The 25,955-nt window shown below is 55.9% G+C and carries 23 protein-coding genes and 1 tRNA gene; 3 read left to right on the top strand and 21 right to left on the bottom strand.

Annotation, left to right across the window (positions count from 1 at the left end; genetic code table 11):
- Positions 1–1,638, bottom strand: a complete 1,638-nt coding sequence (locus tag ACG74X_RS10790; protein ID WP_411234712.1) for a sulfatase — start codon at positions 1,636–1,638, stop codon at positions 1–3.
- Positions 1,635–2,339 (bottom strand): CDP-alcohol phosphatidyltransferase family protein, encoded by a 705-nt coding sequence (locus ACG74X_RS10785; protein ID WP_411234711.1) that lies wholly within the window; start codon positions 2,337–2,339, stop codon positions 1,635–1,637. The genes ACG74X_RS10790 and ACG74X_RS10785 overlap by 4 nt, the downstream gene beginning before the upstream one ends.
- Positions 2,340–2,525: 186 nt before the next feature.
- Here ACG74X_RS10785 and ACG74X_RS10780 point away from each other — a divergent pair, with 186 nt between their 5' ends.
- The 3 genes from ACG74X_RS10780 (at position 2,526) to ACG74X_RS10770 (ending at position 6,017) form a co-directional block, all read left to right on the top strand.
- Positions 2,526–3,074, top strand: coding sequence for a cytochrome b (locus tag ACG74X_RS10780; RefSeq protein WP_411234709.1), 549 nt, complete (start codon positions 2,526–2,528; stop codon positions 3,072–3,074).
- Between the two features lie 4 nt (positions 3,075–3,078).
- Positions 3,079–4,611, top strand: coding sequence for a glucan biosynthesis protein G (locus tag ACG74X_RS10775; protein ID WP_411234708.1), 1,533 nt, complete (start codon positions 3,079–3,081; stop codon positions 4,609–4,611).
- A gap of 203 nt (positions 4,612–4,814) precedes the next feature.
- Positions 4,815–6,017, top strand: a complete 1,203-nt coding sequence (locus tag ACG74X_RS10770) for a LytS/YhcK type 5TM receptor domain-containing protein (RefSeq protein ID WP_411234707.1) — start codon at positions 4,815–4,817, stop codon at positions 6,015–6,017.
- A gap of 60 nt (positions 6,018–6,077) precedes the next feature.
- Here the strand turns inward: ACG74X_RS10770 and ACG74X_RS10765 are convergent, their stop codons facing one another.
- The 19 genes from ACG74X_RS10765 to ACG74X_RS10675 all read right to left on the bottom strand — a co-directional run bounded on the left by ACG74X_RS10765 (position 6,078) and on the right by ACG74X_RS10675 (position 25,628).
- A complete protein-coding gene (locus ACG74X_RS10765; protein ID WP_411234705.1) occupies positions 6,078–6,701 on the bottom strand; it encodes an ABC-type transport auxiliary lipoprotein family protein in 624 nt (207 codons plus the stop codon).
- Complete coding sequence (locus ACG74X_RS10760) at positions 6,701–8,506, bottom strand: MlaD family protein (protein WP_411234703.1); 1,806 nt, start codon at positions 8,504–8,506, stop codon at positions 6,701–6,703. Before ACG74X_RS10760 ends, ACG74X_RS10765 begins: the two co-directional genes overlap by 1 nt.
- Positions 8,442–9,239 carry an ABC transporter ATP-binding protein gene (locus ACG74X_RS10755; protein ID WP_411234702.1) on the bottom strand — a complete coding sequence of 266 codons (798 nt, stop codon included), beginning with the start codon at positions 9,237–9,239 and terminating at the stop codon, positions 8,442–8,444. The genes ACG74X_RS10760 and ACG74X_RS10755 overlap by 65 nt, the downstream gene beginning before the upstream one ends.
- Positions 9,236–10,405, bottom strand: a complete 1,170-nt coding sequence (locus tag ACG74X_RS10750) for an ABC transporter permease (RefSeq protein WP_411234700.1) — start codon at positions 10,403–10,405, stop codon at positions 9,236–9,238. The genes ACG74X_RS10755 and ACG74X_RS10750 overlap by 4 nt, the downstream gene beginning before the upstream one ends.
- A 130-nt stretch (positions 10,406–10,535) precedes the next feature.
- Positions 10,536–13,049, bottom strand: coding sequence for a cation:proton antiporter (locus ACG74X_RS10745; protein WP_411234699.1), 2,514 nt, complete (start codon positions 13,047–13,049; stop codon positions 10,536–10,538).
- Positions 13,050–13,246: 197 nt separating this feature from the next.
- A tRNA-Met gene (locus tag ACG74X_RS10740) sits at positions 13,247–13,323 on the bottom strand.
- A 111-nt stretch (positions 13,324–13,434) separates the two neighbouring features.
- A complete protein-coding gene (locus tag ACG74X_RS10735; RefSeq protein ID WP_411234698.1) occupies positions 13,435–14,739 on the bottom strand; it encodes an ATPase in 1,305 nt (434 codons plus the stop codon).
- 97 nt (positions 14,740–14,836) lie between these two features.
- A complete protein-coding gene (locus tag ACG74X_RS10730) occupies positions 14,837–15,328 on the bottom strand; it encodes a prepilin peptidase (protein WP_411234697.1) in 492 nt (163 codons plus the stop codon).
- Between the two features lie 8 nt (positions 15,329–15,336).
- A complete protein-coding gene (locus ACG74X_RS10725) occupies positions 15,337–16,197 on the bottom strand; it encodes a tetratricopeptide repeat protein (protein ID WP_411234696.1) in 861 nt (286 codons plus the stop codon).
- Between the two features lie 28 nt (positions 16,198–16,225).
- Positions 16,226–16,786: a tetratricopeptide repeat protein gene (locus tag ACG74X_RS10720; RefSeq protein WP_411234694.1), complete on the bottom strand. Its 561-nt coding sequence runs from the start codon at positions 16,784–16,786 to the stop codon at positions 16,226–16,228.
- Positions 16,787–16,790: 4 nt separating this feature from the next.
- On the bottom strand, positions 16,791–17,765 hold the full coding sequence (locus ACG74X_RS10715) for a type II secretion system F family protein (RefSeq protein ID WP_411234693.1): 975 nt from the start codon (positions 17,763–17,765) through the stop codon (positions 16,791–16,793).
- A 9-nt stretch (positions 17,766–17,774) separates the two neighbouring features.
- Complete coding sequence (locus ACG74X_RS10710; RefSeq protein WP_411234692.1) at positions 17,775–18,743, bottom strand: type II secretion system F family protein; 969 nt, start codon at positions 18,741–18,743, stop codon at positions 17,775–17,777.
- Positions 18,744–18,745: 2 nt separating this feature from the next.
- Complete coding sequence (locus ACG74X_RS10705; protein WP_411234690.1) at positions 18,746–20,194, bottom strand: CpaF family protein; 1,449 nt, start codon at positions 20,192–20,194, stop codon at positions 18,746–18,748.
- Positions 20,195–20,205: 11 nt separating this feature from the next.
- Positions 20,206–21,450 (bottom strand): CpaE family protein, encoded by a 1,245-nt coding sequence (locus ACG74X_RS10700; RefSeq protein WP_411234688.1) that lies wholly within the window; start codon positions 21,448–21,450, stop codon positions 20,206–20,208.
- 192 nt (positions 21,451–21,642) lie between these two features.
- Positions 21,643–22,317, bottom strand: a complete 675-nt coding sequence (locus ACG74X_RS10695; RefSeq protein ID WP_411234687.1) for an OmpA family protein — start codon at positions 22,315–22,317, stop codon at positions 21,643–21,645.
- A gap of 4 nt (positions 22,318–22,321) precedes the next feature.
- Entirely contained in the window at positions 22,322–23,737 is a 1,416-nt protein-coding gene (locus ACG74X_RS10690) for a type II and III secretion system protein family protein (protein WP_411234686.1), read from the bottom strand.
- 196 nt (positions 23,738–23,933) lie between these two features.
- The gene (gene cpaB / locus ACG74X_RS10685) at positions 23,934–24,791 is read right to left on the bottom strand and encodes a Flp pilus assembly protein CpaB (protein WP_411234684.1); all 858 of its coding nucleotides are present in this window, start codon (positions 24,789–24,791) and stop codon (positions 23,934–23,936) included.
- Between the two features lie 234 nt (positions 24,792–25,025).
- Entirely contained in the window at positions 25,026–25,214 is a 189-nt protein-coding gene (locus ACG74X_RS10680) for a hypothetical protein (RefSeq protein WP_411234683.1), read from the bottom strand.
- Between the two features lie 222 nt (positions 25,215–25,436).
- Positions 25,437–25,628: a hypothetical protein gene (locus ACG74X_RS10675; RefSeq protein WP_411234682.1), complete on the bottom strand. Its 192-nt coding sequence runs from the start codon at positions 25,626–25,628 to the stop codon at positions 25,437–25,439.
- Positions 25,629–25,955 lie beyond the last annotated feature (327 nt).

Genomic DNA, 25,955 nt, shown 5'->3' with positions numbered 1-25,955 from the left:
TCAATTGGCGACCTCGTGAATTTGTTCATGTCTAAACGCGTTCAACAGGATGTCGCGCACCCTGTCCATAGCGATCACCGGAACGTCATCTGCCGGGATCAGCCCATCGGCGGGGGCAATCTCGGAAAGACGTGCCACCAGATGCTCTGGCCCGATCACATGGATGGGCACATCCGCCCGATCATCCAGTGCGATGAATTCCGCCGCTTGATGGTCGCCAAGGATGATCATCAGCGGCGGGTCAGCCGCGTGGTGTATCGCATATTCAAAAACCGCCTGAATTGAATAGTTTACGGCTAGTTTGTATTGAAGGCGCACCCTGTCGCGATCACGCCAGACAACGTCTGGCGGATCACCTGACCGGGCCATTTCGTTGAACAGCTCGCCAGAGCCAATCTGGTCCCAGGGAACAATCTGGGGAACCGGGGTCCAGGGCGCGTGGGAGGATGCCAAAGCGACCTGAGCAAAGACATGCCGATCGGTGACCGGGTTGCGCAAAAATCGGTCAAGTGCCGTGAGCGTAAACTGATCCGGCATCGTCACCCAGTTGAAAGGCTCTCCCTGATATCCAAGGTCTTTGGCCGCCAGCACGGTTTCAAAACCCATCATATTGGATTCCGGCCAATCGAGCGTGATCTGCGGCATCACTGCTGCGGTGTGAAAGCCGTTGTTCTGTGCATGATGAAAAAGCGTATCCCGCCCGCTGGTCAACGCCGCGCCATAACGGATCTGGTTGTCGATCCATAGCCCGTTGGCCACGGTTGCATGTGCAAGCCAACTTTGGCCGCCCTTGGTTGGCGACATCAAAACACCCGAGCGCTGCGCCACGCCAAGCTGTGACAGTCGGGTTTTATAGTCCGACAACGTGGCGCGATGCAGTTCTGCATAAAACGGCGTATCAAAACTGGTGCGCCCATAGCTTTCGATAAAGACAACCAGAACATCGCGGTCGATCGCTGCAAAAAGATCTTTTGTTCCGGAAAATTGGTCTTGTGTGACGGTGTTCCGAAAGGCGCGCAATTCGGCAAGCGTCTCTTGAACCATCACCGCCCGCTCGACACCCACTCGCGCGGTGAACGCGGCACCCGGTGCGGGGGCAGGCAGGCTCCAGCGCCCCATGGCCTGCCCGATCTCTGCCGTCGCTACAACCGCCGCGCCTATCGCAGCCACCGCTGACACGCCTCGGGTCATACGCGGGACAGCAAGGCGCGACCAAACGCCCGTGGCCCACCACAACAGCCAAACCATGGCCGCGATGGCGAAAAGCACTGCGATCACCGCCAGAACCGTCAGAACAGGCCCCATGGCACCAGTTGACAAGCGTATCAACGCTTCGATCAACGCCAGGTCCGTGACCGGGTTAAACCCGCGTGACAATGCGGTAAAACTGATGAAATCGGCCAGTTTGAGAACCGCAATCAGCGTCAGCGCCGCCGCAAGCAAAGCGCGGAGTATCCCTGCCGCTTTGGTTGGCCCAAGCGCGATCAGTGCAAAAAGAATGACCGGAAGTTCGAGTGGAAAGACAAACAAGGCTTGCCACGTCATCGCCGCCGGATGGTTTGGCTGGATCAAAACGATATGAAGAACCAGCACAGCCAAACCCAGGGCGGCAATGCCTCGCGCGGTCAAACCGGTCATGCAAAGGTCCGTCGCAAGTACCGCACGTCTATCCAGAATGACCACATCACGGCCAATATGGTGAATATGACGGCTGGCGTGACAAACAGGGGTGATGCTGGCGGAAAGACGGCAAGGATCAGCACCGAGATTTGCAAGACGCAGACAAGCTTTCGACTGAACCGGGGCGGCAGATCGCCTGCCAGCCATGGCATAGGGATATGCAAAGCAAAAAACACATAGCGCGGCACCCCAAGCAGCAGAACATATAGCCCCGCCGTGCCTGTCAGATAGGCATGCATCGCCAGAACCAGCGCCAAAAGAGAGTCGACCTCCATGTCAAAGCGCGCTCCGAATGCCGAGACATACCCTTCGTGGCGCGCCAACCAGCCATCCAGACCGTCAAGGGCCAACGCCAGAAGGGCGACCAGAAAAACCACCCAGACAGATATCGGCGTTGCCCACAGCCAGGATATCAGCGCTGCGGTCAACATCAGTCTGAAAACCGTCACCGCATTGCACCAGCCAACGCGATTATAGGGGTAGGATCGTGTCAGAGCCTTTCCCGCGATCACCGACACGATGCCGTAAATGACCCCGCCCAAAGCCATTGCTTTTGGCGATGTTTCGCCGGTCAGGGACCAGACCATGGCACAAAAGCCGAACAAACCGATCAGAGACAGGACCGCAAACTGTGCTCTGATACCCGAATCCGATGCCACGCGGGTCGGTTCACGCCGCGGTCTGGCATCATCGGAGACTTGGTGAGACTTGCTTGAGGCCATCATATTCTGCGCGGGGAACTCTGCCCTTGCTTACGTCAAAGGATTGGATTGAAACTGTTGCGAAGGAGCGTTTTGTCCGATCATCTGCTCCTGTTTTTATAAATCATAGCGGGGACACCCCAAATGACAATTCCGTCGCAAGCCTACAAAGCTCCGGCCCGTTGGCTTCATTGGTCTATGGCGCTTCTTGTGCTGCTGATGATCCCGGTTGGGTTTTTGATGGTGCGCGAAGGACTCAGCCGTCCATTGCAGAACAATTTGTTTATCTTTCACAAGAATGTGGGTGTGCTGCTTTTGATCCTGATTACAGTGCGTTTGCTGTATCGCTGGCGCAATCCGCCACCGCCAGAACCGACACATCTGCCGGATTGGCAGGCCAGGATCGCAGGGATGACCCATGCAGTGCTGTATGCGCTTTTGCTGATCATGCCCTTGGCCGGGTATATCCGTGTTCGCGCTGGCGGCTTTCCGATTGAAAGCCTCGACGCGCTGGGCGTGCCCGCTTTGGTCCCGCGATCTGACACGTTGGCGGAAGTGGCCAAAACCATCCATTTTTATGGCGGTTGGACGATTGCCTTTCTGGCGGCCCTGCATGTCGGGGCAGCGCTTCATCATGGGCTGATCAAGAAAGACGGCATCTTTTCGCGCATGTGGCCCGGCGCGTCGCAGTAGCAATATGAGCCGAGGCACGCAGATGATTTCAAGACGGTCCTTACTGGCAATGTTGGCTGCTGGCGCATCGCCCTGGCCCCTTGCTTTGCGCGCGGATAGCGGGGCATCCTCATCATTGTTGGACGAGGCCCGCCAAAGCGCGGCGCTTCCATATACGCCCCCCAAAGGGGTCTTGCCACCGCCGTTTAACGGCCTTGATTACAACGCCTATCGCGGTATCCGACCCAAAGACGGGCAGGCCGCGATGTTGCCCCAGGGGGATGGATTTACGGTCGATTTGCTGCCACCCGGTTTGTATTTCCCAGATCCGGTCACGATCGAAAGACAGTCTGACGGGGTGCCGCAAACACTGCCATTTTCGCCCTCGCTTTTCACGTTTGAACCCAGATATTTCGATAACATTCCTGCCACCGCGCCGGGCGCGGGGTTTTCCGGGTTTCGCCTGCGACATCCCCTTAATGCGTCTGACGTCATGGATGAAGTGGCGGTCTTTCAGGGAGCAAGTTATTTCCGGGCGATTGGCCGCTCCATGGTCTATGGTTTGTCGGCACGGGCTGTCGCGCTGGGAACTGGTGGTGCTGTTCCGGAAGAATTTCCGCGCTTTACGCGGTTCCGTCTGCATGAAGGACAAGGAGATCGCATCCGGATCGAAGCCGTTCTCGATAGCCCGTCTTTGGCGGGGTATGTCGACATGACCCTGACCCCCGGAGATCAGACCGTCATGGACGTGTCCCTTACCGTGCTGCCTCGGGTCCGGATCGACACGATTGGAATAGCGCCGCTGACGTCGATGTATCTCAAAGGACCGATGCGCGCGGCGGTTTCGGATGATTTCCGTCCACGCGTTCATGACAGCGATGTGTTGATGATCCAAAACGGCGCTGGAGAAACGCTCTGGCGGCCTATCGCAAACCCCAGGCATGTGGAGACATCTGCCTTTGCAGACCAGACGCCTGTCAGTTTCGGCCTGTATCAAACACCCAGAGACTATGAGGATTTCGAGGACACCGAAGCGCAGTATCAAGACCGCCCATCGGCAAAGGTGGAACCAATTGGAGATTGGGGTGCAGGGGCTGTGATGCTGGTCGAACTCCCGACCGCGACCGAATTTCTCGACAATATTGTCGCGTTCTGGCGGCCGGACGCCCCGTTGGCAGCCCAAAAGGAACACCAGTATCAATACCGTTTGACCTGGACCACGTCCGCGCCGGCACAAGACAGCGCGGCTGCCCTTCGTCAATCCCGAAGCGGACGTGAACATGACCAGCCCGGAAGCCGACGATTTGTCATCGATTTTGCCAGCGCACCCAATGGTTTGACCCCGGATCTTTCGGTGACAGGTGCGCCATCTGACACGGTGTTTGGTCTTGGGTTTTTCGCGCTGCCCGACCAACGCGGCTCTCGGGTGACGTTTTTGCTCGCGCCCGGTGATGTCAGTGTGCTTGAGCTGCGACTGGTCCTGCGGGATGCAAGCGGACAGGCGCAAAGCCCCGTCTGGCTGCACCGCTGGACCCGCAAGCGGGACGGTGGCGTCTAGGCGTAAAAATGGCAGTGTCTGCCGCTGTTTTCGGGCCTTGCCGCAAGGGATTGAACGTGTGGAATGATCTCTGACACCCGGTTCCCAATGGACGTGCCCTTGCCATGGTTATGTGTGGAAAAAACAATTCTCATTTTATCTGCTAACGCACGATTAAGTCTTGTGCGCGATAAACGCCCCATTGACCGAATGTGGGGGGTATTGTGGGTACGACTTTTGGTGCATGGCTGGATTTGATCGCGGCTCTTGGTCTTATTATTGCGCTGGCATCGGCATATGCCCGATTTCGACGATTGTTACACCTGCCAATGCTGGGTCAGCTGGGGCTGGGGACGTGTTTTGGCTTTGTCGCCTTGTTAGAGATGCATCATCCGATTGAACCGTTTGATGGGATGATCGTTGATCTTCGCAATATTCCAATAGCCCTTGCCGGTGCCTTTCTGGGAGCACCCGGCGCGCTTCTGACCCTGGCCATTGGCATATGTGCCCGCGCCGGGATTGGTGGTGTCGGTCTTTGGGCGGGGATCGCCTCAATGATCATCGCATGGGCCGCAGGACGGTTCTGGCAGAAGCTTTTTACAGAAACCGATCACCGGGGGATGCGCGAATTGATCGTTTTGGCAATGATAATGTCATTGCACCTTACAGCGGCTTTCATGTTGCCAGCGGAAATGGCGTTCTGGTTTTTCACCGAAGCAGCGCTGCCCATTCTGGTTCTGAACCTGCTGACGGTGCCCCTCTTGGCCCGTATCCTCGAAGCAGAGCGGCGCAATTTCGAACGCGAACAGGTGTTGAAAGCTTCGGTCGCGGTTGATCACGATAGTGGGCTGATGACACTTGCCCGAATGCAGCGCGAATGCATGATCCGCGCTACCGCTCTGGCAGATGGCTCCTATACCCGTGCCTTGGTCATTCGACTGCGCCCAACGCATATGTTGTCGTTTTGGAATGCTCCGGTGATGCGGAAACGCTTGCTTGCCGCGATGCACTTGCGGTTGCAACACATGCTGCCGCAATGCGATCTGGCAAGCGCGATTGGTGGAAAAGCACTCGTATTGCCGCTGTCACAAACAGACCTGCTCAACCTCGATGATCTGAAAATGGCTGTTGTGCGCGCAGCTACCGAAAGCCCGTATGCAATAAACGGGAATGGGGGGCATCGAATTTCAATAGATGTAGATGTCATTGATTTAACGACGGACCTGTCACTGGACAGTGAAGCCGCTGAACGCGAGTTGCAAAAACGCGCGCGTCGCAAAGGCGGGGTGTCTCGGCTGATCAGCCGTTTGCGCCAGCATGACGTGGCGCGGCCGCCCACCAATGTCGACCCGCGCCTCGAACATCTTTTCGCCAAAGCGGACGTCCTGATGGCACAAAACGCGACCCGTCCGTTTCGCTCTGGCTAGCCCATGTTTTTTACGGTCCCGGCGGGATGATAAGGGGTTACGTGTGTCTTGCAGAACATGTCACAGTGCTGTCCGCAGCCAATTGGCGAACTCGACAAAAACTTGATCCGACGCAGAACTGAACGCTTCCAGAATGGCCGCGGTTTCTGTCGACGTGCTGGCGGCGCTGGCATCAAATGTCCGGCTGGCCACAATACGCGCATCCCGCTCTCGGACCATCCGTACCAAAAATTTGATCCGGACGATTGTCGTCTCTTCGTCCGGGCTCAGTTCTGCCTGAAAATCAATCACTTCCGTAACCAACGCAAAATCACCACTGGTTCCCAAAGGTGTTCGCCCAACATAGCGCACGCGGCCGGTCGCTTCGATAGAACGCAGCATCAATGTCTGCACCATCACCGGGGTCGGTTCGCTCCAGCGGACGTCAGGCAAATATTGCGCCTGTAGTGTATTCGGGCGGATCATGATCCGGTCCGTCGCCAATGCTCCGCTTGTGGTGGGCAATTCGACAATCACATCCTGTGCCGCAGCGCGTCCGTCAGAGGACACAATATCGCCCGGTGCGCGCAGCTCGTACACGTCAAGTGGCTGCGTTGCACTGCTAAGTGCAGAGATGGCGGCACAGCTGGTCAAAAGCGGTAGGGCGACCAAAACCAAACCCAAACGCACAAGTGTCTTTTTCATCATCGTCTGAACTCCGGCGTTTCAGCATCAAGGAAGAACCGTGTGGGATCTCGCTGGATTTGGCTGGTGAGGCGATCCAGATTTGCAATCAGCGCCCGGCTTTCCTGCGCCAGCCTTGAATAAAGCGGCAGCGCTGTTGTGGTAAACTCGCGAATAGATGGCGATGCGGCATCCGTCAGGCGACGTAATTCCGCAAAGGTTTCGGCGGCGGATTGGCTGGCCGCCCTGAGATCGGTGGAAATTCCGGGAATTTCCGCAGACACTTGCCCAATCGCGGTATTGAGACTGGCAAGCGACTGTTCAAAACCGTCGATAATGCCCGATAGATCCTCGTTGATGATCCGATCCGCGCCGGTGAACGCGCGCTCCGCCGCGCCAAGCGCCTGCTCTCCTGTGTCAAGCGCATCGGTGATGGCCGCCAGCGTGTCGTTGGCATTGGCAAATGACACGCGCGCATCTTCCAATGTGACGCGCGCGGTTTCCAACACCTCTTCGGCGGCGGAACTGGATGCGGTCAAATTACCCCCGACGTCAGACGCGACGGTTCGGAAGGTTTCGGCTGTCTGGCGGATATCGGCAATGATCAGCGGCAGATCGTCAGTGGCAATCGTCGCCACCGAAGCAATTGCGCGATCCGCCTCAACCAGCATGGCCCGGGTTTCTGACAAAAGCGGTCTGCCTTCTTCTTGAATAAGTGCGTCGACATTGTCCGCTGTTTCGCCAATGCTGACGGCCATGGCGTCCAGCCGGCCAATGGCGGCATCGGTGGCCTGCAACGTGGCCTGCGCTTCTTGCAACCGCGCCGTGGCAGTTTCGCCGGTTGTGTTTAATGTGTCCATCAAAGCCCGTGCATCCGCGCCCAGAGCGGTGACTTCGGTCTGCACCGCGGCCGCCGTCATGCGCAATTCTTCGGTTGTCGCGCTTAGCTCATCATTGATGTAGTTTTCGGTGCGGGTGATGGCCGATTGCGCGCGCGTCAATGTCTCGTCACTGGAGGCAAGAACGTCTTTGCCTTGCTCAGACAGCTCTCCGATGGACACCAAGGTTGTATCCGCCGTTGCCAAAACCTCGCTCAGATCGCCCGTCAATGTATCAAGCGTTTCGTTGAAGCGATTGATCTGCTCGGCAAAATCGTTGACGGTGGTGGTCACCGCCGAAAACCCGTCCAGAGTTTCTGAAAAATCCGAAGAGGCGGCTTCGACATTGGTGATGATGCTTGTGATGCGTTCGCGGTTGTCGGCCCCCAGCAACTCGCTGACATCGGTTACCAATTGCAAGGCTTCCTGCAACAAAAGCGGCGCATCTTCCGAAAGGCTTTGCAGCGTCGAGCGTCCTGCGGTGATTTCGGGAATGGGTTGGTCCTCTGTCGGCTCCAGCAAATCTGACTGGGGGCTACCGCCGCTCAGGCTGACAAATGACACGCCCGTGACGCCCTGCGCCTCGATGGTGGCCACGCTGTCCGTCCGTACCGGCGTTTCTGCATCCACCTCGATCCGGACCAGGATTGTTCCACTTTGATCAGGCGACAAACGCACACTGACCACCTGGCCAACCGGCAGACCGCTGAAGCGCACGTCAGAGGCATTGCCCAGACCGGACACCGATGAAAACTGGATGTCGTAGTAATCAAACTGGCGGTCGAGTTCGACCTGCGCGAACCACAAAAAGAAACCAAGAATCCCCAACAGGCCCGCAAGTGTGAACGCGCCAATCAGAACAAAATTCGCCTTGGTTTCCAACTCAATCGCCTTTCTGATCGCCTGTGTTCGGCCCCTCTTGTGCCGCTGCGCGGGCGCGGGGGCCATGGAAATACTCGTGCACCCATGGGTGATCGACGCCCAGCATATCCTTCATGGTGCCAGTCACCAGCACCTTTCGCTCGGCCAACACGGCAATTCGGTCGCAGGTTGCGTACAAAGTGTCCAGATCATGGGTCACAAGGAAAACCGTCAGCCCCAGTGAATGGCTTAATCCACGGATCAATTCATCAAACGCCGACGCGCCGATCGGGTCCAGACCGGCGGTCGGTTCGTCCAGAAATACGATATCCGGATCAAGCGCCAACGCCCGTGCCAGCCCCGCCCGCTTGCGCATCCCCCCGGACAGTTCGGACGGGTATTTGTCGCCCGCCAGATATTCAAGGCCAACCATCGACACTTTCAGGTCGGCAAGTCGTTTGCGGATCTCCGGTTCCAGACCTTCGACCGCACGCATCGGCACTTCGACATTTTCGCGCACGGTCAGCGATGAAAACAGCGCACCGTCCTGAAACATTACCCCCCAGCGATTTTCCAACGCCTGCCTGGTGTCTTCATCGGCGGTCAACACATTCGTGCCCAACACATCCACGCTTCCGGCGGCCGGTTTTTGCAAACCGGTGATTGTGCGCAGAAGAACGGATTTTCCCGTGCCAGAGCCGCCGACAACCCCAAGGATTTCACCGCGATACACATCCAGGTCCAGGTCATCATGCACAACCTGTTCTCCGAATTGGTTTCGGATACCGCGCAAGCGAATGACGATTTCATCCGTGCTCATATGCCGACCCGTGCGAAAAAGATTGAAAAGACGGCATCGGCAACGATCACCGCAAAGATGGCCGTGACAACGGCGTTTGATGTCATACGACCAAGCGATTCGGCGTTGCTTTGGACTTGCATGCCCGCATGACAGCCAACAACCCCAATGATCAATGCGAAAACCGGCGCTTTGATAAGCCCCACGAAGACATGATCAACCGATGTGCCCTCGACCAGCCGTGTTTGAAACATCGCAGGCGAAATGCCCAGATCAATCCATGCCATCAATCCGCCCCCGATCAGCCCGGCAAGATTGGCGATAAGCCCAAGGATGGGCAACATGATCAAAAGCGCAAGAATGCGCGGGACGAACAGGTTCATGGCCGGATCAAGCCCGAGCGTGCGCATCGCATCAATTTCTTCGCGCATTTTCATCGACCCGATGGAAGCCGTAAAAGCAGAGGCCGTTCGCCCCGCGACGATAATCGACGTCAACAATATACCCAGTTCGCGCAGAATAGAGATCGCGATGAGGTCAACCACAAATACCTCTGCGCCGAATTGCTGAAGCTGCACGGACCCTTGAAAAGCCAGAACAACCCCAATCAAAAACGCCATCAGCGCGACAATGGGCACGGCTTTTACCCCGACTTCTTCGCAATGATGCACAAGCGACGTCAGGCGGAATTCGCTGGGATGGCGGATCGCGCGTGCAAGCCGTTGAAGAAAAATGCCCAAGTACCCGGTCAGGGCACGTAAGAACAAAACGCTTGTGACAACGCGCTGTCCAACCGCGTCAAGAAAGGCAGCAATAGATTTTTGGCTCTGCGGCGGGGTTTTGACATGCGGCATAGACTCTTCGACGGTTTCGATCAGGCTTTTTGCCTTGTCGCTGATCCCCGTGATCTCAACCGGCGCACCCCCGTCGGACAGCCGCGCTTGCAACGTGACCAGGGCCCAGGCCCCCGCCGTGTCCAACCGGGTCAGATCGGACATGTCGATTTTGGAAATATCGCCGGATTGCCAAGCATCAAATTCCCCGACGGCTTGGCTTACGGTTGCGACGGACAGTTCGCCTGACAAATGGGCGTCTCGCGTGCCGTCAGGATAACGCACTGAAAAAGACTGAGCTTCGAGCCGTTTTAGTTTAGTCTCGCTCGCTTCGTCCACGCCCATGTCTCTCATTGGTTTGCAAGCTGTCAAAGGACTGCGGCCCCCGGATGCCGCCCGTCATGTCCGCGCAGTGTCGGCCAATTCGCATTGAAAGCCCAGAGGGGATTCTCGGCGAAAAGTCTAAACCTGCCACCAAAGCCGCCTAAGCGTCGGCTGTGTTTTCTTTCAAAAGGACATCCGGGTCGATGCCCCGTTTCTCGGCGCTGGCCCGGACTGCGGTTTGCAAGGCGGCGCTTTTGTTCAATAAAGATCGGAACCGTGTGACGTCCAGCACCAGAAGCGTGGTTGGTGCAATTGCGCGGACTTCTGCACGGCGCGCCTTTTGCATCAGGATCGCGACTTGCCCGAACATTTCCGCTCTGCCCAATCGCCATGTCTGGCCCGCGCTTTCCAGCTCGACCGCACCCGAGGCGATGAAAAACACACTTTTTGCCCTGGTATCCTTGCGCATGATGACGCTGCCTGCATTGACATATTCGGTCTTTAACGCGCGGCCCAAACGCTTGACCGATTTCTCGTCAAGATCGGCAAACAGCGGAAATTGCGCGATCAGTTCAAGACGCTGCAAAGCGATGTCCAGTCGCGGGCGGCCTTCTGCGGCGGCGCGGCGTCCAGCCAAATCCTGTATCAGTGTGGTAAACACTTCCTCGCCGATCAGCCCGTCTTCGCGCATTGCGGCGTATTCACGTTCTTCCAGACGCAAGGCGGTTCGCCGGATAAAGCGCCGTTCCAGCTCTTCTGCGTAGCCGGGATATTGCAGGCGCAGCCCTTCCAATGCGGTTTCGACCATTTCAATGCGCCGGCTCAGCAGCTCCAGCAGCAGATCCGCAACGCGCCGTCCATGAATGCGGCGAATGCGGCCGTCAATAAAAGCATCCAGATCCCGCAAAGTCAGGCGCTGCGACAGCAGCAATTCGAACCGGTCCGCTGTCATGCGCACCAATGGGGCCGAAATACCCAACCTGTTGTTCAGCCAGACTGCGGCGCGAAAGGTCCGGCCATAAGCAACCGAGCGTCGCGCGGCGCGGCGATACCCGCTGCGCCCACCCGAGCGCGCGCCTTCGATCAGACGATCCGCGTCCAGCAAGGTTTGTTCCGCCATACGCGCCGAAATCGTTCTTTCTCGCACGCGTTTCAGAATGGTGTCCCGTTCAAATCCCGCCAGTGCAATAAGACCCAGCGTAATCCGGTCACGATCCTGGATATCCACGCTGTCTTCTGCGGTTTTGACGGCGTCCTCCAATCGCGCGCCAAAGATCTTGGCCTCTGACCGTACAACATCGCGGGGCAAAGCGTAATCTTCGGTGGTCCGTGCCACATCCTCGCGCACGGTCTGCAAGGCAACGGCGATGACCTGTCGCGACATCGCTTCATCCAACGGAGACAACCGATCCAGGCCAAGCCACCCGATCACCGAACGCAGCATCGTTCCCTGCACCAGAAGCGTAAAAAGAGTGAAGCCCGTCGCAAGGATGCCCACCAGACGCTTGACCTCGACCGGAACCCGCAGGCTTTCAGTCACTGCCAGTGCCAAGGCCAGAGTGACCGCGCCGCGTAGGCCTCCCCACAGGATGGCGGCGCGATAGGGTGGGTCGACATCCGGCGACAGCTTCAACCGCGTGAGCAGCGGCAGCAATCCGAACAGAATGACGGCACGCGCTGCAATTGCCGCAAGGATGACAACCCCAAGCAGGGCAAAATCGCTCCAGCGGACATCTTCCAGCAAACGTGGGATCAACAGGGCGGCTAGAATAAAGATCAAGGCACCCGCCCAATGGGCCAGCAAATCCCAGACTTCGCGCAGATTGACCCACGCCTGAGGCGGCACGCGGCCCGGACCTGTTAAGTTGAGTGTCAAACCCGCCACGACCACAGCGATCACACCGGATGCGCCAACGATTTGTTCCGACCCGATATAAGCAAGATAGGGCAGGGCAACAGACACAGAAATCAACGCCAGTTCATGCGCGCCAAAGACCGCCATCACCCAGATCGCAATACGCGCGGCCAACCAGCCGGTCAGCGCCCCACCGGCAATCAGCACCGGAAATTGTGCCAAAGCGTCGCCAAGCTTGGGGTCTGGCACGCCGAACATGACAAAGCCCATGAACAGACCAAACAGCGCAATAGCGGCGGCGTCGTTCAGCAGGCTTTCGCCTTCGATGATCCGGGAAAGGCGTCGGGGGGCCGAAATTGACCGAAAGATCGACACAACCGCGGATGGGTCCGTCGTCGATACGATCGCACCGATCAAAAGGCACGCGGCAAGCGGCAAGGCACTGGCCCAGGACAACGCGTATCCCACGCTTAATGTCGCCACGACCACAGCAACGACAGCCAGAACCATGATCGGAACCCAATCATCCAGCATCCGACGCAGATTCATTCCCAACGTGGCCTGAAACAGCAGGGTTGGCAGAAAGACGTAAAGAAAAACATTAGACCTGATCGGCAGCCCAAGGATCGCTTCGGCAACCGGGTTCAACGCATCGGTCAAATCGGTGCGCAGGAAAAAAAGTGCTGCCGTGCCGATCAAAAGGCCCAGAATCGCCAGAATAACGGTGAAAGGCAGGCGCAACCGCGCGGCCAGCGGCTCTGCGGCACCGATGACCATAAAAAGCGATGCAATGACCGCAGTTACAAGAATAATGTCCATGAATGACGCGTATATGAAATTTTCCAGTGCCGGAACTGCTTTGGCGCACAGCCCCGATACGACAGATGTTTTGACATGCGCATTTATTCAGACGGTGTGAGGCTGACCAACGTCAAAAATGCGCAACCGCAACGGAAATATGAAGTCGGGGACCGCAGTTGCCCGTTCAGCGCAATGTTCGGTACCATTAAGGAAAATGGTGGCGGTGCAGGGACTTGAACCCCGGACACGCGGATTATGATTCCGCTGCTCTAACCAACTGAGCTACACCGCCAGACCGTCGCGTGATTACGGGCGACATGGGCTGTCGTCAAGACGGAAATTTGCAAAATATGAACCATTGAAGCTGAAGGCCGCGTCCATCGGGGCAATCGCCAAATTTCGCTTATTTGACGATGTGTTCGTCTTTCACAAACATATTTGCCCACGCGCGGTCAATCAGTTCTGGTGTCATTTTGTAAGGCCAGCCTTCAAAATCGCACACGGCAATCATCTGATCGATCAGGAACACCGGCTGATAGTTGGCGTAGACATTGTTGATTGTGGGATATTTCGTCTTGAGAAGGTGAATCAGTGACTTTTCGCACAGCTGGATCTTTTTCTTTTTCGCCACCATCGAGAAAATCTTGAGGAAGTTTGCTTGATCCGGGCCATCAATCTTGATCTTGAAAAAGATACGACGCAGGGCGGCGGTGTCAAAAATCTCGTTTGGGTGAAAGTTGGTCGAAAAGATCACCAGCGTGTCGAAAGGCACTTCGAATTTCTCACCGGACTGCAAGGCTAGAATATCGCGGGCTTCTTCCAGCGGAACAATCCATCGGTTGACAAGCTTTTGCGGCGGTTCGGCCTGACGTCCAAGGTCGTCGACGATAAAGATGCCGCCGGTCGATTTCAGCTGAAGCGGAGCCTGATACGTGCGAGCCGTCGGGTTGTAGACAAGGTCAAGCATGTCCAGCGACAACTCGCCCCCTGTGATCACCGATGGACGGTCGCACAGCATATAGCGGGTATCAAACCTGTTGGTCAGACGCAGCCCAGTGTTGTTGGCCGCACCTTCAGCGGCGGAATGGACAATCGGGTCATAGACTGTAATCACCTGTCCGGCATATTCGATGGCATGCGGGATATAGATCTTGTCGCCCATCGCGTCGCGGATGCCGTTCGAGATAGAGGATTTCCCGTTGCCCGGCGGGCCGTACATCAGAATGGATCGGCCTGCACCTACGGCGGGGCCAAGGTTGCTCAAAAGATCTTCCGGCAGGATAAGATGCCCCATGGCACCGGTCAGCTGATCTCTGGAGATGTGGATATTGCGGATGGATTGCCGTTTGACCTGTTCGGAATAAACGTCAAGCGGCACTGGCATCGGGCCATAATATTCCGATTGAGACAGCGCATCGAGCGCCCTGGCCTTGCCTGCGTCGGTCAGTTGATAGCCCATCTCGGAACCGCTATTCGCGTTCAGGGTTCCGGTGGCTTCCAGCAGCAATTGGCTGCGCGCATGGTCGATCAGCTCTTGCGTGATTGGCACGGGCAAGCACACAGATTTTGCAATATCCGTGGTGGTCGAGACGTTCTTGCGAAAGATCGTCTTGAGCATGATGTCACGCATCATCACCGCTTGCAGCTGCATGTCTTCCATGCGCTTGGGTGGTGGGGGTGCCATCACGGCGTTGGGTTGCATGTTCATTTTGTGCCCCGGTTCTGCTGTGCCAGATACAGTTGCGGGAAACCTGTCAGGTCATTGTGGCAACACAAGGGCTAGGGCGGGACGGGTTATTGGCAGTTCATTTGCCGAACCAGACCCCCAGACACAGATACAAGGCCAATGTGCCGCCCAGTGCCAAACCCATGGGAAATTTTGCATTTGTCCAGCTTTCCCAATGTGGGGCAGCGTTTTTCAGCGCGGTGTATTTGCCTATGCGGTGCGTGACAAAGGCCGCGAGAAGGTTGGCGGTAAACAGCGCCACCAAAAACTGCACATCGCCCAGTTGAATGAAGGGTGCCGCGGCGGCGGCGAATTTAGCGTCACCGGCCCCCATGACGCCGCTGGCATTCAGGGCAATTCCCGCCACAAGAACCACAATGACGTGTAGATATCGCCAAGCGTACACGTCAAGCGGCAGGGCAAAAAGGCCAACCACCGCAAAAACGACAAACAACAAGACAACCATCTGGTTTGGAATGCGCATGTCGCGCATGTCCGAAAACGCCACATACACGCAAATGGGAAGCGCGAATGGCAGGAAAAGCAACGCGGAATAGGCCGAGATATCCATCAGGACGCTCAGTTCACAACATTGGATTCAAGCGCTTTGAGACTTCGGGCTGCCGCCTCGAAATGTTGCGGATGCGTTTCGATCGCTTCCCGCATAAGGCCTTGCCCCGTGATGACATCGCCACGCTTTACAGCCGCCAAACCCATGGAGTGCAGCAATTCAGCACGCTCGGTCTGGGACATGGGAATGACCGGCAAGACGTAATTGCCCTGCGCGCCGCGTGCCAGAACCAGATTGTTCTTCGCTGTGAAAAGCGCGTTGTCGCTTTGGATGGCTTGGGTGAACAGGCGCTCTGCGCCTGAATAATCGCCGCGCGACAGCTTTGAGAACCCCCAGTTGTTCATCACAGAGGCGGGTGTCGTGGTCAGACCCACGGCCGTTTCGTAGAAACTGTCGGCCTTGTCCCATTGCTGATTGCTATCGGCAATCATCGCTTCAAGACGATAGCGTTTATATGTCTCATGAGTGGGCGGAATGGCGTTCAGAACGGTTTCTGCGCGATCCCATTCGTTGTTGCGGATCAGGACATCCGCAAGTTCAACGCGGTCGGTATTTGTGGCCTCTTCATGGGCCACGACACGGGCCCAGGCTGAAACGCCTTCGACATTCCGTTTGGCGCGCACAAGAGAAATCGCCAAACCGCGCATCAAATCAATGCGATCTGGATCTGCTTGATTGGCGCGTTGGAAATAGGATGCCGCTTCATTTGGGTCAGAGACCGTCAGCATGACATCATTGAGGTTTGTTCCATCAATGGCGTTAACGCCCTGAAACTCGCGATCAACGGCTTCTGTGTCGATACCTTTCTCACATCCGGAAAGGACAAACGCCCCTGTCACACACAGGGTCACGATAAAGGGATGGCGCATTTTTGCGTCCTTTTACTGCTCTGCCTCTTTACTGTGTCGGACGGACCAGAAAATCACTGCTGCCGCGCCGCACAAGCTTATATTTTTGTTCTTGATCTTCTTTATACTGCGAATTTTCCATTTTTGCGAGTGCCAAGCGAAGATTATCGCGAATTGCAACACTTTGGCCATTGTCGAGCGCAAAGGCGCGACGAAACACCTGCGCGGCCTCGGCGGTTTTATTGCGTTCAATCAGGACCACGCCCAGATTATTCCAGGCATCCGGCGTTTCGGGGTCATCCTTGACCGCCCGCCGTAACAGCTCTTCCGCCTGATTAAGCCGACCAAGCGCGAGGTTGACGGACCCCAAAGATGTGACAATTTCGGGCGTCAAACCCCGATCCGCCGCAGCAAGCCGGAACGAACTGAGGGCAAGATCGTATTCACCCGCCGCCATCAGCCGATGCCCCACAATCAAAGGATCGACAGCGGTGCCACGCGGATCAACACTGGGCGCGAACACCCTGTCGTCTGACGTGGAAAAGCCGCCTGATCCACAGGCGGCAAGTCCAAAACACGTGCACAGGGCCCAAAACCGGCCAAGTTTCATAGGATTACGGCCCTGCCATTTGTCCCAACTGCTGGATGCCCATCGCCGAAGGACCCACAAGGATGATCAACAGCGGTGGCACGGTGAACATCATAGTGCACAAAGTCATTTTGGTGGGCAACTTGTTTGCTTTTTCTTCCGCGCGCATGACCCGTTTGTCACGCATTTCTGCCGCGTACACCCGAAGCGCGTCGGAAATCGGTGTACCAAAGCTTTGACTTTGGTTCAGAACGGTCACAAAGGACATCACATCCTGCACACCACAGCGTTCGCCCATATCGTTCAGAACCGCGGTTTTGTCTTTGCCGGCCTTCATTTCATAGCTGACCAGCTCGAATTCCTCGGCAAGGCTTGGATACGACGCTCTAAGCTCTTTGCTAACGCGAACAATGGACTGGTCCATGGATTGCCCGGCTTCAACGCAGACGAGCATCATATCCAGACTATCAGGGAAACCGCCCTCGATCTCTTCCTGGCGGGTCTGAACCCGTTTCGTCACCCAGTATTTGGGGAACATATACCCGGCCGCACCTGGTCCAAGGGTATACATCAGGGTCTGCTGCGTTGTCGCTTCAGACGAATCCATGATCAGGGTGAAGTAAGCGACACCGAGGATCAGACCGCCGATGCCCAAGGCAAACTGCATGAAATAATAGTATTGCACCGCGTCTTTGCCGCGATACCCCGCCTGCAACAGCTTCATGCGAATATCACTCAATTCCTTTTCGTTCTGCGGCTCAAGGAATTGCGCGTATTTGTTCAGCTTGTCGTTTTTGCCTTTCTCCCGCAACACAGCGCGTGTTTCAGCATCCAGTTTGTTGCGGCCCGATGTGGTGTTCAACCGGTCCATCGGGTTGGAGTTGGAGACGAAAAACATCGGGATTGCCAAAAGCAATAGCAAGACGCCAAGGCCCGCCATCGCAATCATCGGTCCCGCAGGGCCGAGTTTATCGACGATTATTGCATTCAGGACTTCCATATCCGGACCTCAGACTTTGATATTTACAAGCATGCGCATGACAAAAAGGTTCACCGTCAAAAGCCCGCCGACCAGGAAACATGCCGGAATAAACCATGGATGATCCAGAACCTCGTCATAGTAGTTGGGGTCGTTGACCTGAATGACGACCAGAGCGACAAGAGGAAAGGCTGACAGGAATTTGCCGGACCATTGCGCTTCGGCAGTGATAGCCTTGACGCGGCGAAACAGGCGGAACCGGGCGCGGATCACTTTGGCAAGACCTTCAAGGATCTCAGCCAGGTTACCACCCGATTGTTGTTGGATCGAAACGGCAACCGCCAGAAAGCGCATGTCCTGCATATCCAGACGTTCTGCCATGGCTTTCAACGCTTCACCGATATCGCGCCCGTAGCTGGATTCATCAGCGATGATGCCGAATTCGGTGGCCAGCGGATCTTTGATTTCTTTCGACACAATCGAAATCGCCGACGAAAACGGATGGCCAACGCGCAAAGAGCGCACCATCAGTTCGACCGCATCCGGTAACTGTTCTTCGATCATCGCGATGCGTTTTTTGGCTTTGCCGTTCACCCACATGAACACACCACCCACACCCAGCGCGACCCCCATTAGCAAGCGCACGGCCAGCCCGGATTCGGTGCCAATGGTCAGGCCGACAAACGCCACAACGCTGACGCCGACCATAATCATAATGAGCTGTTTGGGCGTAAAGGCGATTGCGGCTTTCTGAGCCCGATCCGCCAGGATCGAATACAGCGGCAGGCCGCGCGATGACATATGCTGGTCCATCTCCTTGCGGAGTTTGGCCAGCACCTCTTCGCGCTTTGTGCCCCTATCGAGCATTTCAAGACGACGATTGACGCGTTTGTTAAGGCTGATCGACTTGCCGAACGCGACAAGGTAGACGCCTTCGACCAGCACCAGAACGGCAATGAAAATCAGGCCATAGACAATGGGTTCTGCACTAAGTGTCATGGTCAATAGTTCCCGTTGAATGGTTCATAAATGGAGGGCGGCAAATCATACCCCCACATCTTAAAGCGTTCGGAATAGTTGGACCGCACGCCAGTGGCCGTGAAATGTCCGATGATCTTGTTTTCTGGCGTCAGACCAACACGTTGAAAGCGGAAGATTTCCTGCATCGAGATGACTTCGCCTTCCATCCCGGTGATTTCCGTAATCGACGTCATCCGCCGTGAACCGTCCTGAAGACGGCTGGCCTGCACGATCAGGTTCACAGCCGACGAAATCTGCGATCGCATCGCTTTGAGCGGCATTTCAATACCGGCCATTGCGATCATGTTTTCCAGACGACTGACACCGTCTCGGGCGCTGTTGGCGTGAATGGTTGTCATCGATCCATCGTGGCCGGTGTTCATGGCCTGTAACATGTCGATTACTTCTTCGCCCCGGGTTTCCCCAACGATGATCCGGTCAGGGCGCATTCGCAGCGCGTTCTTCAGACAGTCGCGCGGACTGACAGCACCTTTGCCCTCCACATTTGGCGGGCGGCTTTCCATGCGTCCCACATGGGTCTGTTGCAGCTGAAGTTCCGCCGTGTCCTCGATGGTCAGGATACGTTCTGCGTCGTCGATGAACGACGACAGCGCGTTCAGCGTTGTTGTTTTGCCGGAACCGGTACCACCCGACACGATGATATTCAGACGTGTCGCAACCGCCGCTTGAAGGTAGACGGCCATTTCTTCGGTGAAGGCACCGAAGTTGACAAGATCGTCGATACTCAGCTTGTCGGTCTTGAACTTACGAATGGAAACCAGACTGCCATCCACCGCAATGGGCGGCACCATCGCGTTGAAACGCGATCCGTCCTGCAAGCGGGCGTCAACATAGGGGTTCGATTCATCCACACGACGACCCACCGCCGATACGATCTTGTCAATGATCCGCATCAGGTGTTTTTCGTCTTTGAAGGTAACGTCGCTCAGTTGCAGTTTACCTTCGCGCTCCACAAAGATCTGCTGCGGACCGTTGACAAGAATATCGCTGACAGTTTCGTCCTTCAGCAGCGTTTCAAGCGGGCCGAGCCCTTTGACCTCATCATAAAGCTCTTGGTTCAATGAGATCCGCTCTTCACGGTTCAGAACCATGCCTCTTTCCTGGAGGCTTTCGGACGTGATTGCGTTGATTTCTTCTTTCAGTTCGTTTTCGGTCGCCTGATCAAGCGCGGCGAGGTTCAGGTTGTCCAACAGCGCCCGGTGCAATTCGAGCTTTATCTCGCTCAACCGCTCTTTGCGCTTTTTCTCGCGATCCATGGGCTGCACGTCGCCTGGTTTTTTGGAGATGACGCGACGTTTGACTTTGCTGGGGTCAACCGAATCCGGCGGAGCAGAGGCGGCTGCCGCCTGTGCCTTGGCGGACACGGCCGCGATCGGCGCATCGCCGGTTTTTTTGTAGCGCGAAAACATATGTCTTTCCCCTAGGCGGCTTCGGCGTCGGATTGACCGACTTCAAACAAAGATTGTGCCAGCTTTGCAATTTCTTTGCGGAGCGGGTTTTTGGGTTGCTGCAGCCCCAGAGGTTGTCCGTGATCTCCGGCTTCGGCCACAGCCTTTCCGCCGTCCGGCATGTGAAGATCAACCGAGATATCAAGGCTTTCCTGCATCCGTTTCAGACGGCTCTTGCCTTGAAGATCTGTGAAACGCGGTGCGCGATTGAGCACAAAGCGGATTTTATCAAAGGGCAGATCTTCGGATTGAAGTGCTCTTTTCAAACGGAACGTGTTTTGTGCCGAACGCATATCAAGCTCGATCACGCCAAAATAGACCTGTGCTGCGTAAAGAACGGTCTCGGACCATTGAACAAGGCTTGGCGGCATGTCGACCACCACAAAATCAAAGTGACGTGCGGCAGTATCCAGCAATTTCTGAATTTCCGCCTGTCCCACAATGTCCAGCGGGGGCAGGTCAGCCGGCGAAGTGAACACCTGCAGCTTGTCCTCAAAGGTTTCCAAAGCCTGGGCAAAGCTATCGTCATCCATGGATTCCATGTCGGTCAACAGCTCAAGCACGGATTCGCGGCGCTGCACATCAAGATATGTGGACACCGCTCCGAACTGCAGGCCAAGATCGATAATGCACACTTTGGGCCCGGCGTCCTTGTCTTTGCCAACGGTTGCCAATTCCCACGCCAGGTTCGTGGCAAAGGTACTCGCCCCGCAGCCACCCGCCATGCCTTGTACGGCAATGATGACGCCGTCCCCATCATGTGAAAGCGTCACCGGAGATCCATCTGCGGAAGCCATCTGAGGAATGGGCGGTGCCCGCATACGGTCTATGGCGGCGGCCAATTCACCTTCGGGCAAAGGGTAGGGGACAAATTCGTCGGCCCCCTGACGCAACAGATGATGCAAAGCCGACGGGGTGACGTCATGTGCGATCAGGACAACCTTGATTTTTTGCGCTTTGGCGGCCTCGATAATCGCCGATAGATGATCAACATTCGCTTCATCTTCGGCGTCTATGGCCAAGGCTACAAATTCAAGTTGTTCGCCATCTGGCTGTGAAAAGAAATGCAGGGCTTCATCGAATCCCAGATCTCCCCAACCTTCGCCAAGCACGGCCTCCATGTCTTCGATCAGAAGATCAAACTCCTGAACATCCCGGCTTATTGTACACGCGACAAGCGGTGCCGGTTGCGGTGTGCTTGGTAGGATACTCGTCATTTGCCTCGTTTCCTCTCAACTTTCCAACATCAGTCATGTGCGTTCTGCACATCCCGGATATTGAACCCGACTCGGTCGGGTTGGACTGCTACGGTCCGAAAGTCGGTGAAAAACTTGGCAACATTGGGGCCGAAATACCGAAATTGTACGGTATTTCAGGCCGATGGAATGGCCCCTGATGGGGCCGCTTCCTTATTCTTCGGTGGCAAAGTCGCTGCCCTGGATGCCCGACAGGCGGGATCGGGGAACAGCACTGTTGATGTATTCGCGGTAAATGATCTCGGCGTATTTACCATCCATAACCGTTGGATGTGATCCCACGAATCCCGAAACCTCGGTCACGGTCCGGCGGTTTCGGCGCTCGCGACCTTCCGTGACGATCAGGGGCTGCGTTTCTCCAAATGACACGACCGCTTCAAGCCGCGACTTGTCGATGCCCTGGGATGCCAGGTAATTGACCACAGCATGCGCACGGTTCAGGCCAAGACGCTTGTTATAGGCTTCGCTGCCCACAGCATCGGTGTGGCCGTAGACCCGAAAGCGCACTTCGGGAAACTGGCGAATCCAATGGGCCTGTTCCCGCAAAGTGTCGCGCGCACCGGAATCCAGAACCGCACTGTTAAAGGCGAAATTGACAGTGGTCATGACCTCACTGGCAAATCTCTGAGACAAATCATAGGTATAGCGCATCTCGCCATTCATGATTTGCATGTTGTTCATGGTTGCGTTGCCGAAATTCCCGGGATCAACAAGCGCCCCAGCCTCGCGGCTGAATGCGCTGTAGACAGGGTCACTGCCAGCACAGGCGGCAAGCAGCGCCAAACCGGTAAGAGCAGCAGGGATACGGAGGTTTTTCTGAAGTGCCATCGCCTCAATCCATCACATAGCCATAAGAGCCGCTAAAGTCCTGTTTGGCAACTTCACCAACAGCACCGCGCAGTGGGCTGGTATCATTGGCAACCCGCCCAAACAGGAACAGATCGCTTTCGGTGGGGGGGCGCACACGGTCGGTCGGAAGCGCAAGCGCTTCACCGCGCGTGGGTGTGACCAGATGCGGGGTTATGATAATGACAAGCTCTGATTGTTCGCGTTGGTACTCCGCGCTGCGAAAGAGGGCACCCAGAACCGGAATGTCACCAAGCCATGGAACCTGGCCGTTCAGATCGCGGAAATCATCCTGCAACAAACCTGCAATGGCAAAGCTTTCGCCATCGCGCAGCTCCACCGTGGTCGACGTCTCGCGGCGTGTGAACCCGTCAATGCGGATCGCACCCAAATCAATACCGCTGTCGGGGTCAAGCGACGACACGGCCGCCTCCAGCTCCAGATTGATCAAATCCCCGTCGATAACCCGAGGAATAAAGTTCAACTCGACGCCGAACGGTTTGAATTCGACGGAAATTTGGTCGTCCTGCTGAGCCACCGGAACGGGGTACTCACCACCCGCCAAAAACTTGGCCTCTTGCCCGGACAGGGCCGTCAGGTTCGGTTCGGCAAGTGTGCGCACAACCCCTTTGGATTCCAGCGCTTCCAGCAAAATTCCAACTTCCAGCCCGCCAGAGGTAAAGCCGAATAGAATACCGCCCTCCGTTCCCGGTGACACGTCAACCGGCTGGCCCAAAGTGTTGTTGCCGTCGATCCAGGTTCCTGTTTCGCTTCCTAATCCAAGATCTCCGTCAAGGACTGTACCGCCCAGGCTAACCGAGGATTTCAAGGCTTTGGACACGGACCGCTGCATTTCAGCGAACCGGACTTTCAGCATAACCTGTTGCACACCGCCAACGCTCATCAGGTTGGAGACGCGTTCAGGCGCATAGCGCTGCGCCAGATCCAGGGCGCGTTGCATCCGTGCCGTGCTGGACACGGTGCCGGACAGGACAATGCCATCGTTGGCAGAGCGAACTTCGATCTTTTCGTCCGGAATAATCTGCCGCAAACGCTCTTTGAATTCGCTCAGGTCCGGTGCCACTCTCACATCTACGTTTGTGATCAGCTGCCCGTTGCCGTCAAGAATGGTCAACGTGGTCGTGCCGGGTGTTTTTCCCAGAACGTAAATTGTCCTCTCCGACAAGGAAGAGATGTCGGCAATTGACGGGTTTGCGATGCTAAGCTCCGCAAAGGGGACTTCGCTTTCAACAACCACGGCGCGGTTCATCGGGACGTTCAACGCGCTTTCGGTGTTTGTTCGGATGACGCGCACTGTTTCTGCTGCTGCAAAATGCGCGATTGGAGTGAGGGCAAGAACCGCACCCAGAAGGGCGGCCTTGAAGGGTCTGCTCGTATACATGTAACCTGCCTTTCGGAACACGCCTCAGAAGTGGGTCTTTTCGCCCGGTATTGACAGCAAAGTGCGTCAAGTCGTGTTTTATTGCAAGAATCAATGATTTCAGTGCATCCCTTCATGTGGATAAGGCGCAACAATGTGTTGCGCCTCTTCCGAAAGACAGCCGTTTGAGAGCGCGCCACATTAAGTGGCTGCGCGGTCAATTGGTACAAGGGATTGCGATTTCCATCACTTCACCACCCTTCCGAGTGCGAATTGTGCAGGATTGTTCAGCTTGTGGAATGGCGCGTTCTTCTGTTGCAGTGATCCCCAAAAGAGACAGTTGGTTGACCTCAACCGCGCCAGAAACCGTATCATCCTGACGTCCCAAGAGCGACAATGACAGACGGCCGGTTGATTGCGCCTGCGCCAAAGCCGCAACCTGCTGCGGGCTTGCCGCGACAGTGACGGTGCGGGCGATGGTGGCATTGTTGACGTCCACCTGAGATGTTTGGTCGATTGCAATCAGCTCGACACCGGTTTCAATCAGCTTGGTCACATCCCCATCTGGAACATTGGCGTCGATAACTTTGACACGACCTGTCCAGTAGACATCCACGCGGTCTCCCGGGCGCAAAAAGCCCGAAACGCCCGATGCCACATCGACCTTAATCGCAAACGCCCGCTGTCCACGCTTCAAACGGGACGTCAGACCGGCATCGCCACCCGGCTCACTGACTTTCACGCCCATAAACGCCTCGTTCAGTTCGATCCGCCGCAGGGCAACACGGGCCTTTTCGCCCTCTGATATGATTGGCTTTTCTTCGTCAAAGAAATCTTCCGGCAATGTCCCTTTTGGCCAATGCGCCAGTTTGACATCCTCTGGCGTGATCTGTTCACCGTATTCAATCGCTCGGGTCGCGACGAAAATCTTTTGTGTCGGCACCGATTCGATCGCGCGATCACGCTCTTGTTTCAGGGCGTTTTCGTAGGCTCCGATATAGTTCTGCGCCATATAAACGGCGAAGCCGGCCAGCGCCAAACCTGCCAAGAGGACCAGGCCAAAGACGATACGCATATTGTCTCCTTTCAAATCCCAAATGCAGACAAACCTGCTTAGGGAGCAAATTGTTTCCAAACACGTATCGAGGGATTGTGGCGTCGCCTTGGATCAATTGTGTCCGAAGAAAGAAATTGACCGTTTCAAATAAAAAAAGGGCACCACACATGGTACCCTCTTGAGACGGATCGACGTATCCCACCCTCGAAAAGGGAGCGCGAGAGCGCACCCTAATCTTAGCAAAGAGCCATTTTAGCTTCCGAAGCCGTCGTTCTGGCCTGTTACGGCACCGCCAGCGGCACCAATCAAACCAAGCGAACTGTCTTCAATTGTGGACCAGGCAGCAACGGCCAATCCAACAACTGCAGCAGTCAGAACAACCCAGTCAACTGTGACTGCGCCGTCTTCGTCCTTGCGAAACGTATTTAAAAAACTTGTCACGCTATACTCCTTCGTGCTCGGCAGCTGGGAAAGATGCAATCTCTGCATCTTTCCCGAGGGATATCGCTATCCAGTAGAGTTGCGGGACGCTGACACCGTAAAACAGGGAAGTGACAATCGTTTTAGAAATCGTGTGAACGTCTTCTTTACGAAGTGCCATTGCCACCAAGGCAGCAATGGCGGTGCCAACAACCACGGTTGTCAGACAAACCCATTTAACTCTTACGGAGCGCCGAAGCCGTCGTTCTGGCCTGTAACCGCGCCACCGGCCGCGCCGATCAGGCCGGTGCTGCTGTCTTCAATCGCTGTGTAGGCAGCAACTGCAAGGCCAACAACCGCAGCTGTCAGAACAACCCAGTCAACTGTTACGGCGCCGTTTTCGTCTTTGCGGAAGTTTTTGATGAACTTGATCATGGTAGTCTCCATTCGTCCTAATTTTGCTCACGTTAACCAAACCCGGAACTTTGTGTTGAGCGCTCTCTCTTTCGCTCCATTCCGTCTTGGATGGGTAGTTATAGCTGTCACATTGGGGCAGCAGTTTGACGCGATTGGTCCGATTTTGCAGCCTAGTGAAAAACTGACGGATAAATCGTTAAGCCATTGATTTAGAATGATAATAAAATAGTAAATACGTTAATTTTTCTCTAAATGGTGTACTCCGGCTGTTGGCGCGGAATTCCATTGGAGCCGAATTAGAAACGAAATGGTGTTGAGCATCAGATTGTGCGATACTCATACAAA

The sequence above is a fragment of the Marivita sp. S0852 genome, from assembly GCF_046591575.1.
GTDB lineage: Bacteria > Pseudomonadota > Alphaproteobacteria > Rhodobacterales > Rhodobacteraceae > Marivita.
Note: the sequence above shows the minus strand (reverse complement) of the source record. Positions and strands in the feature narration are given on the sequence as shown.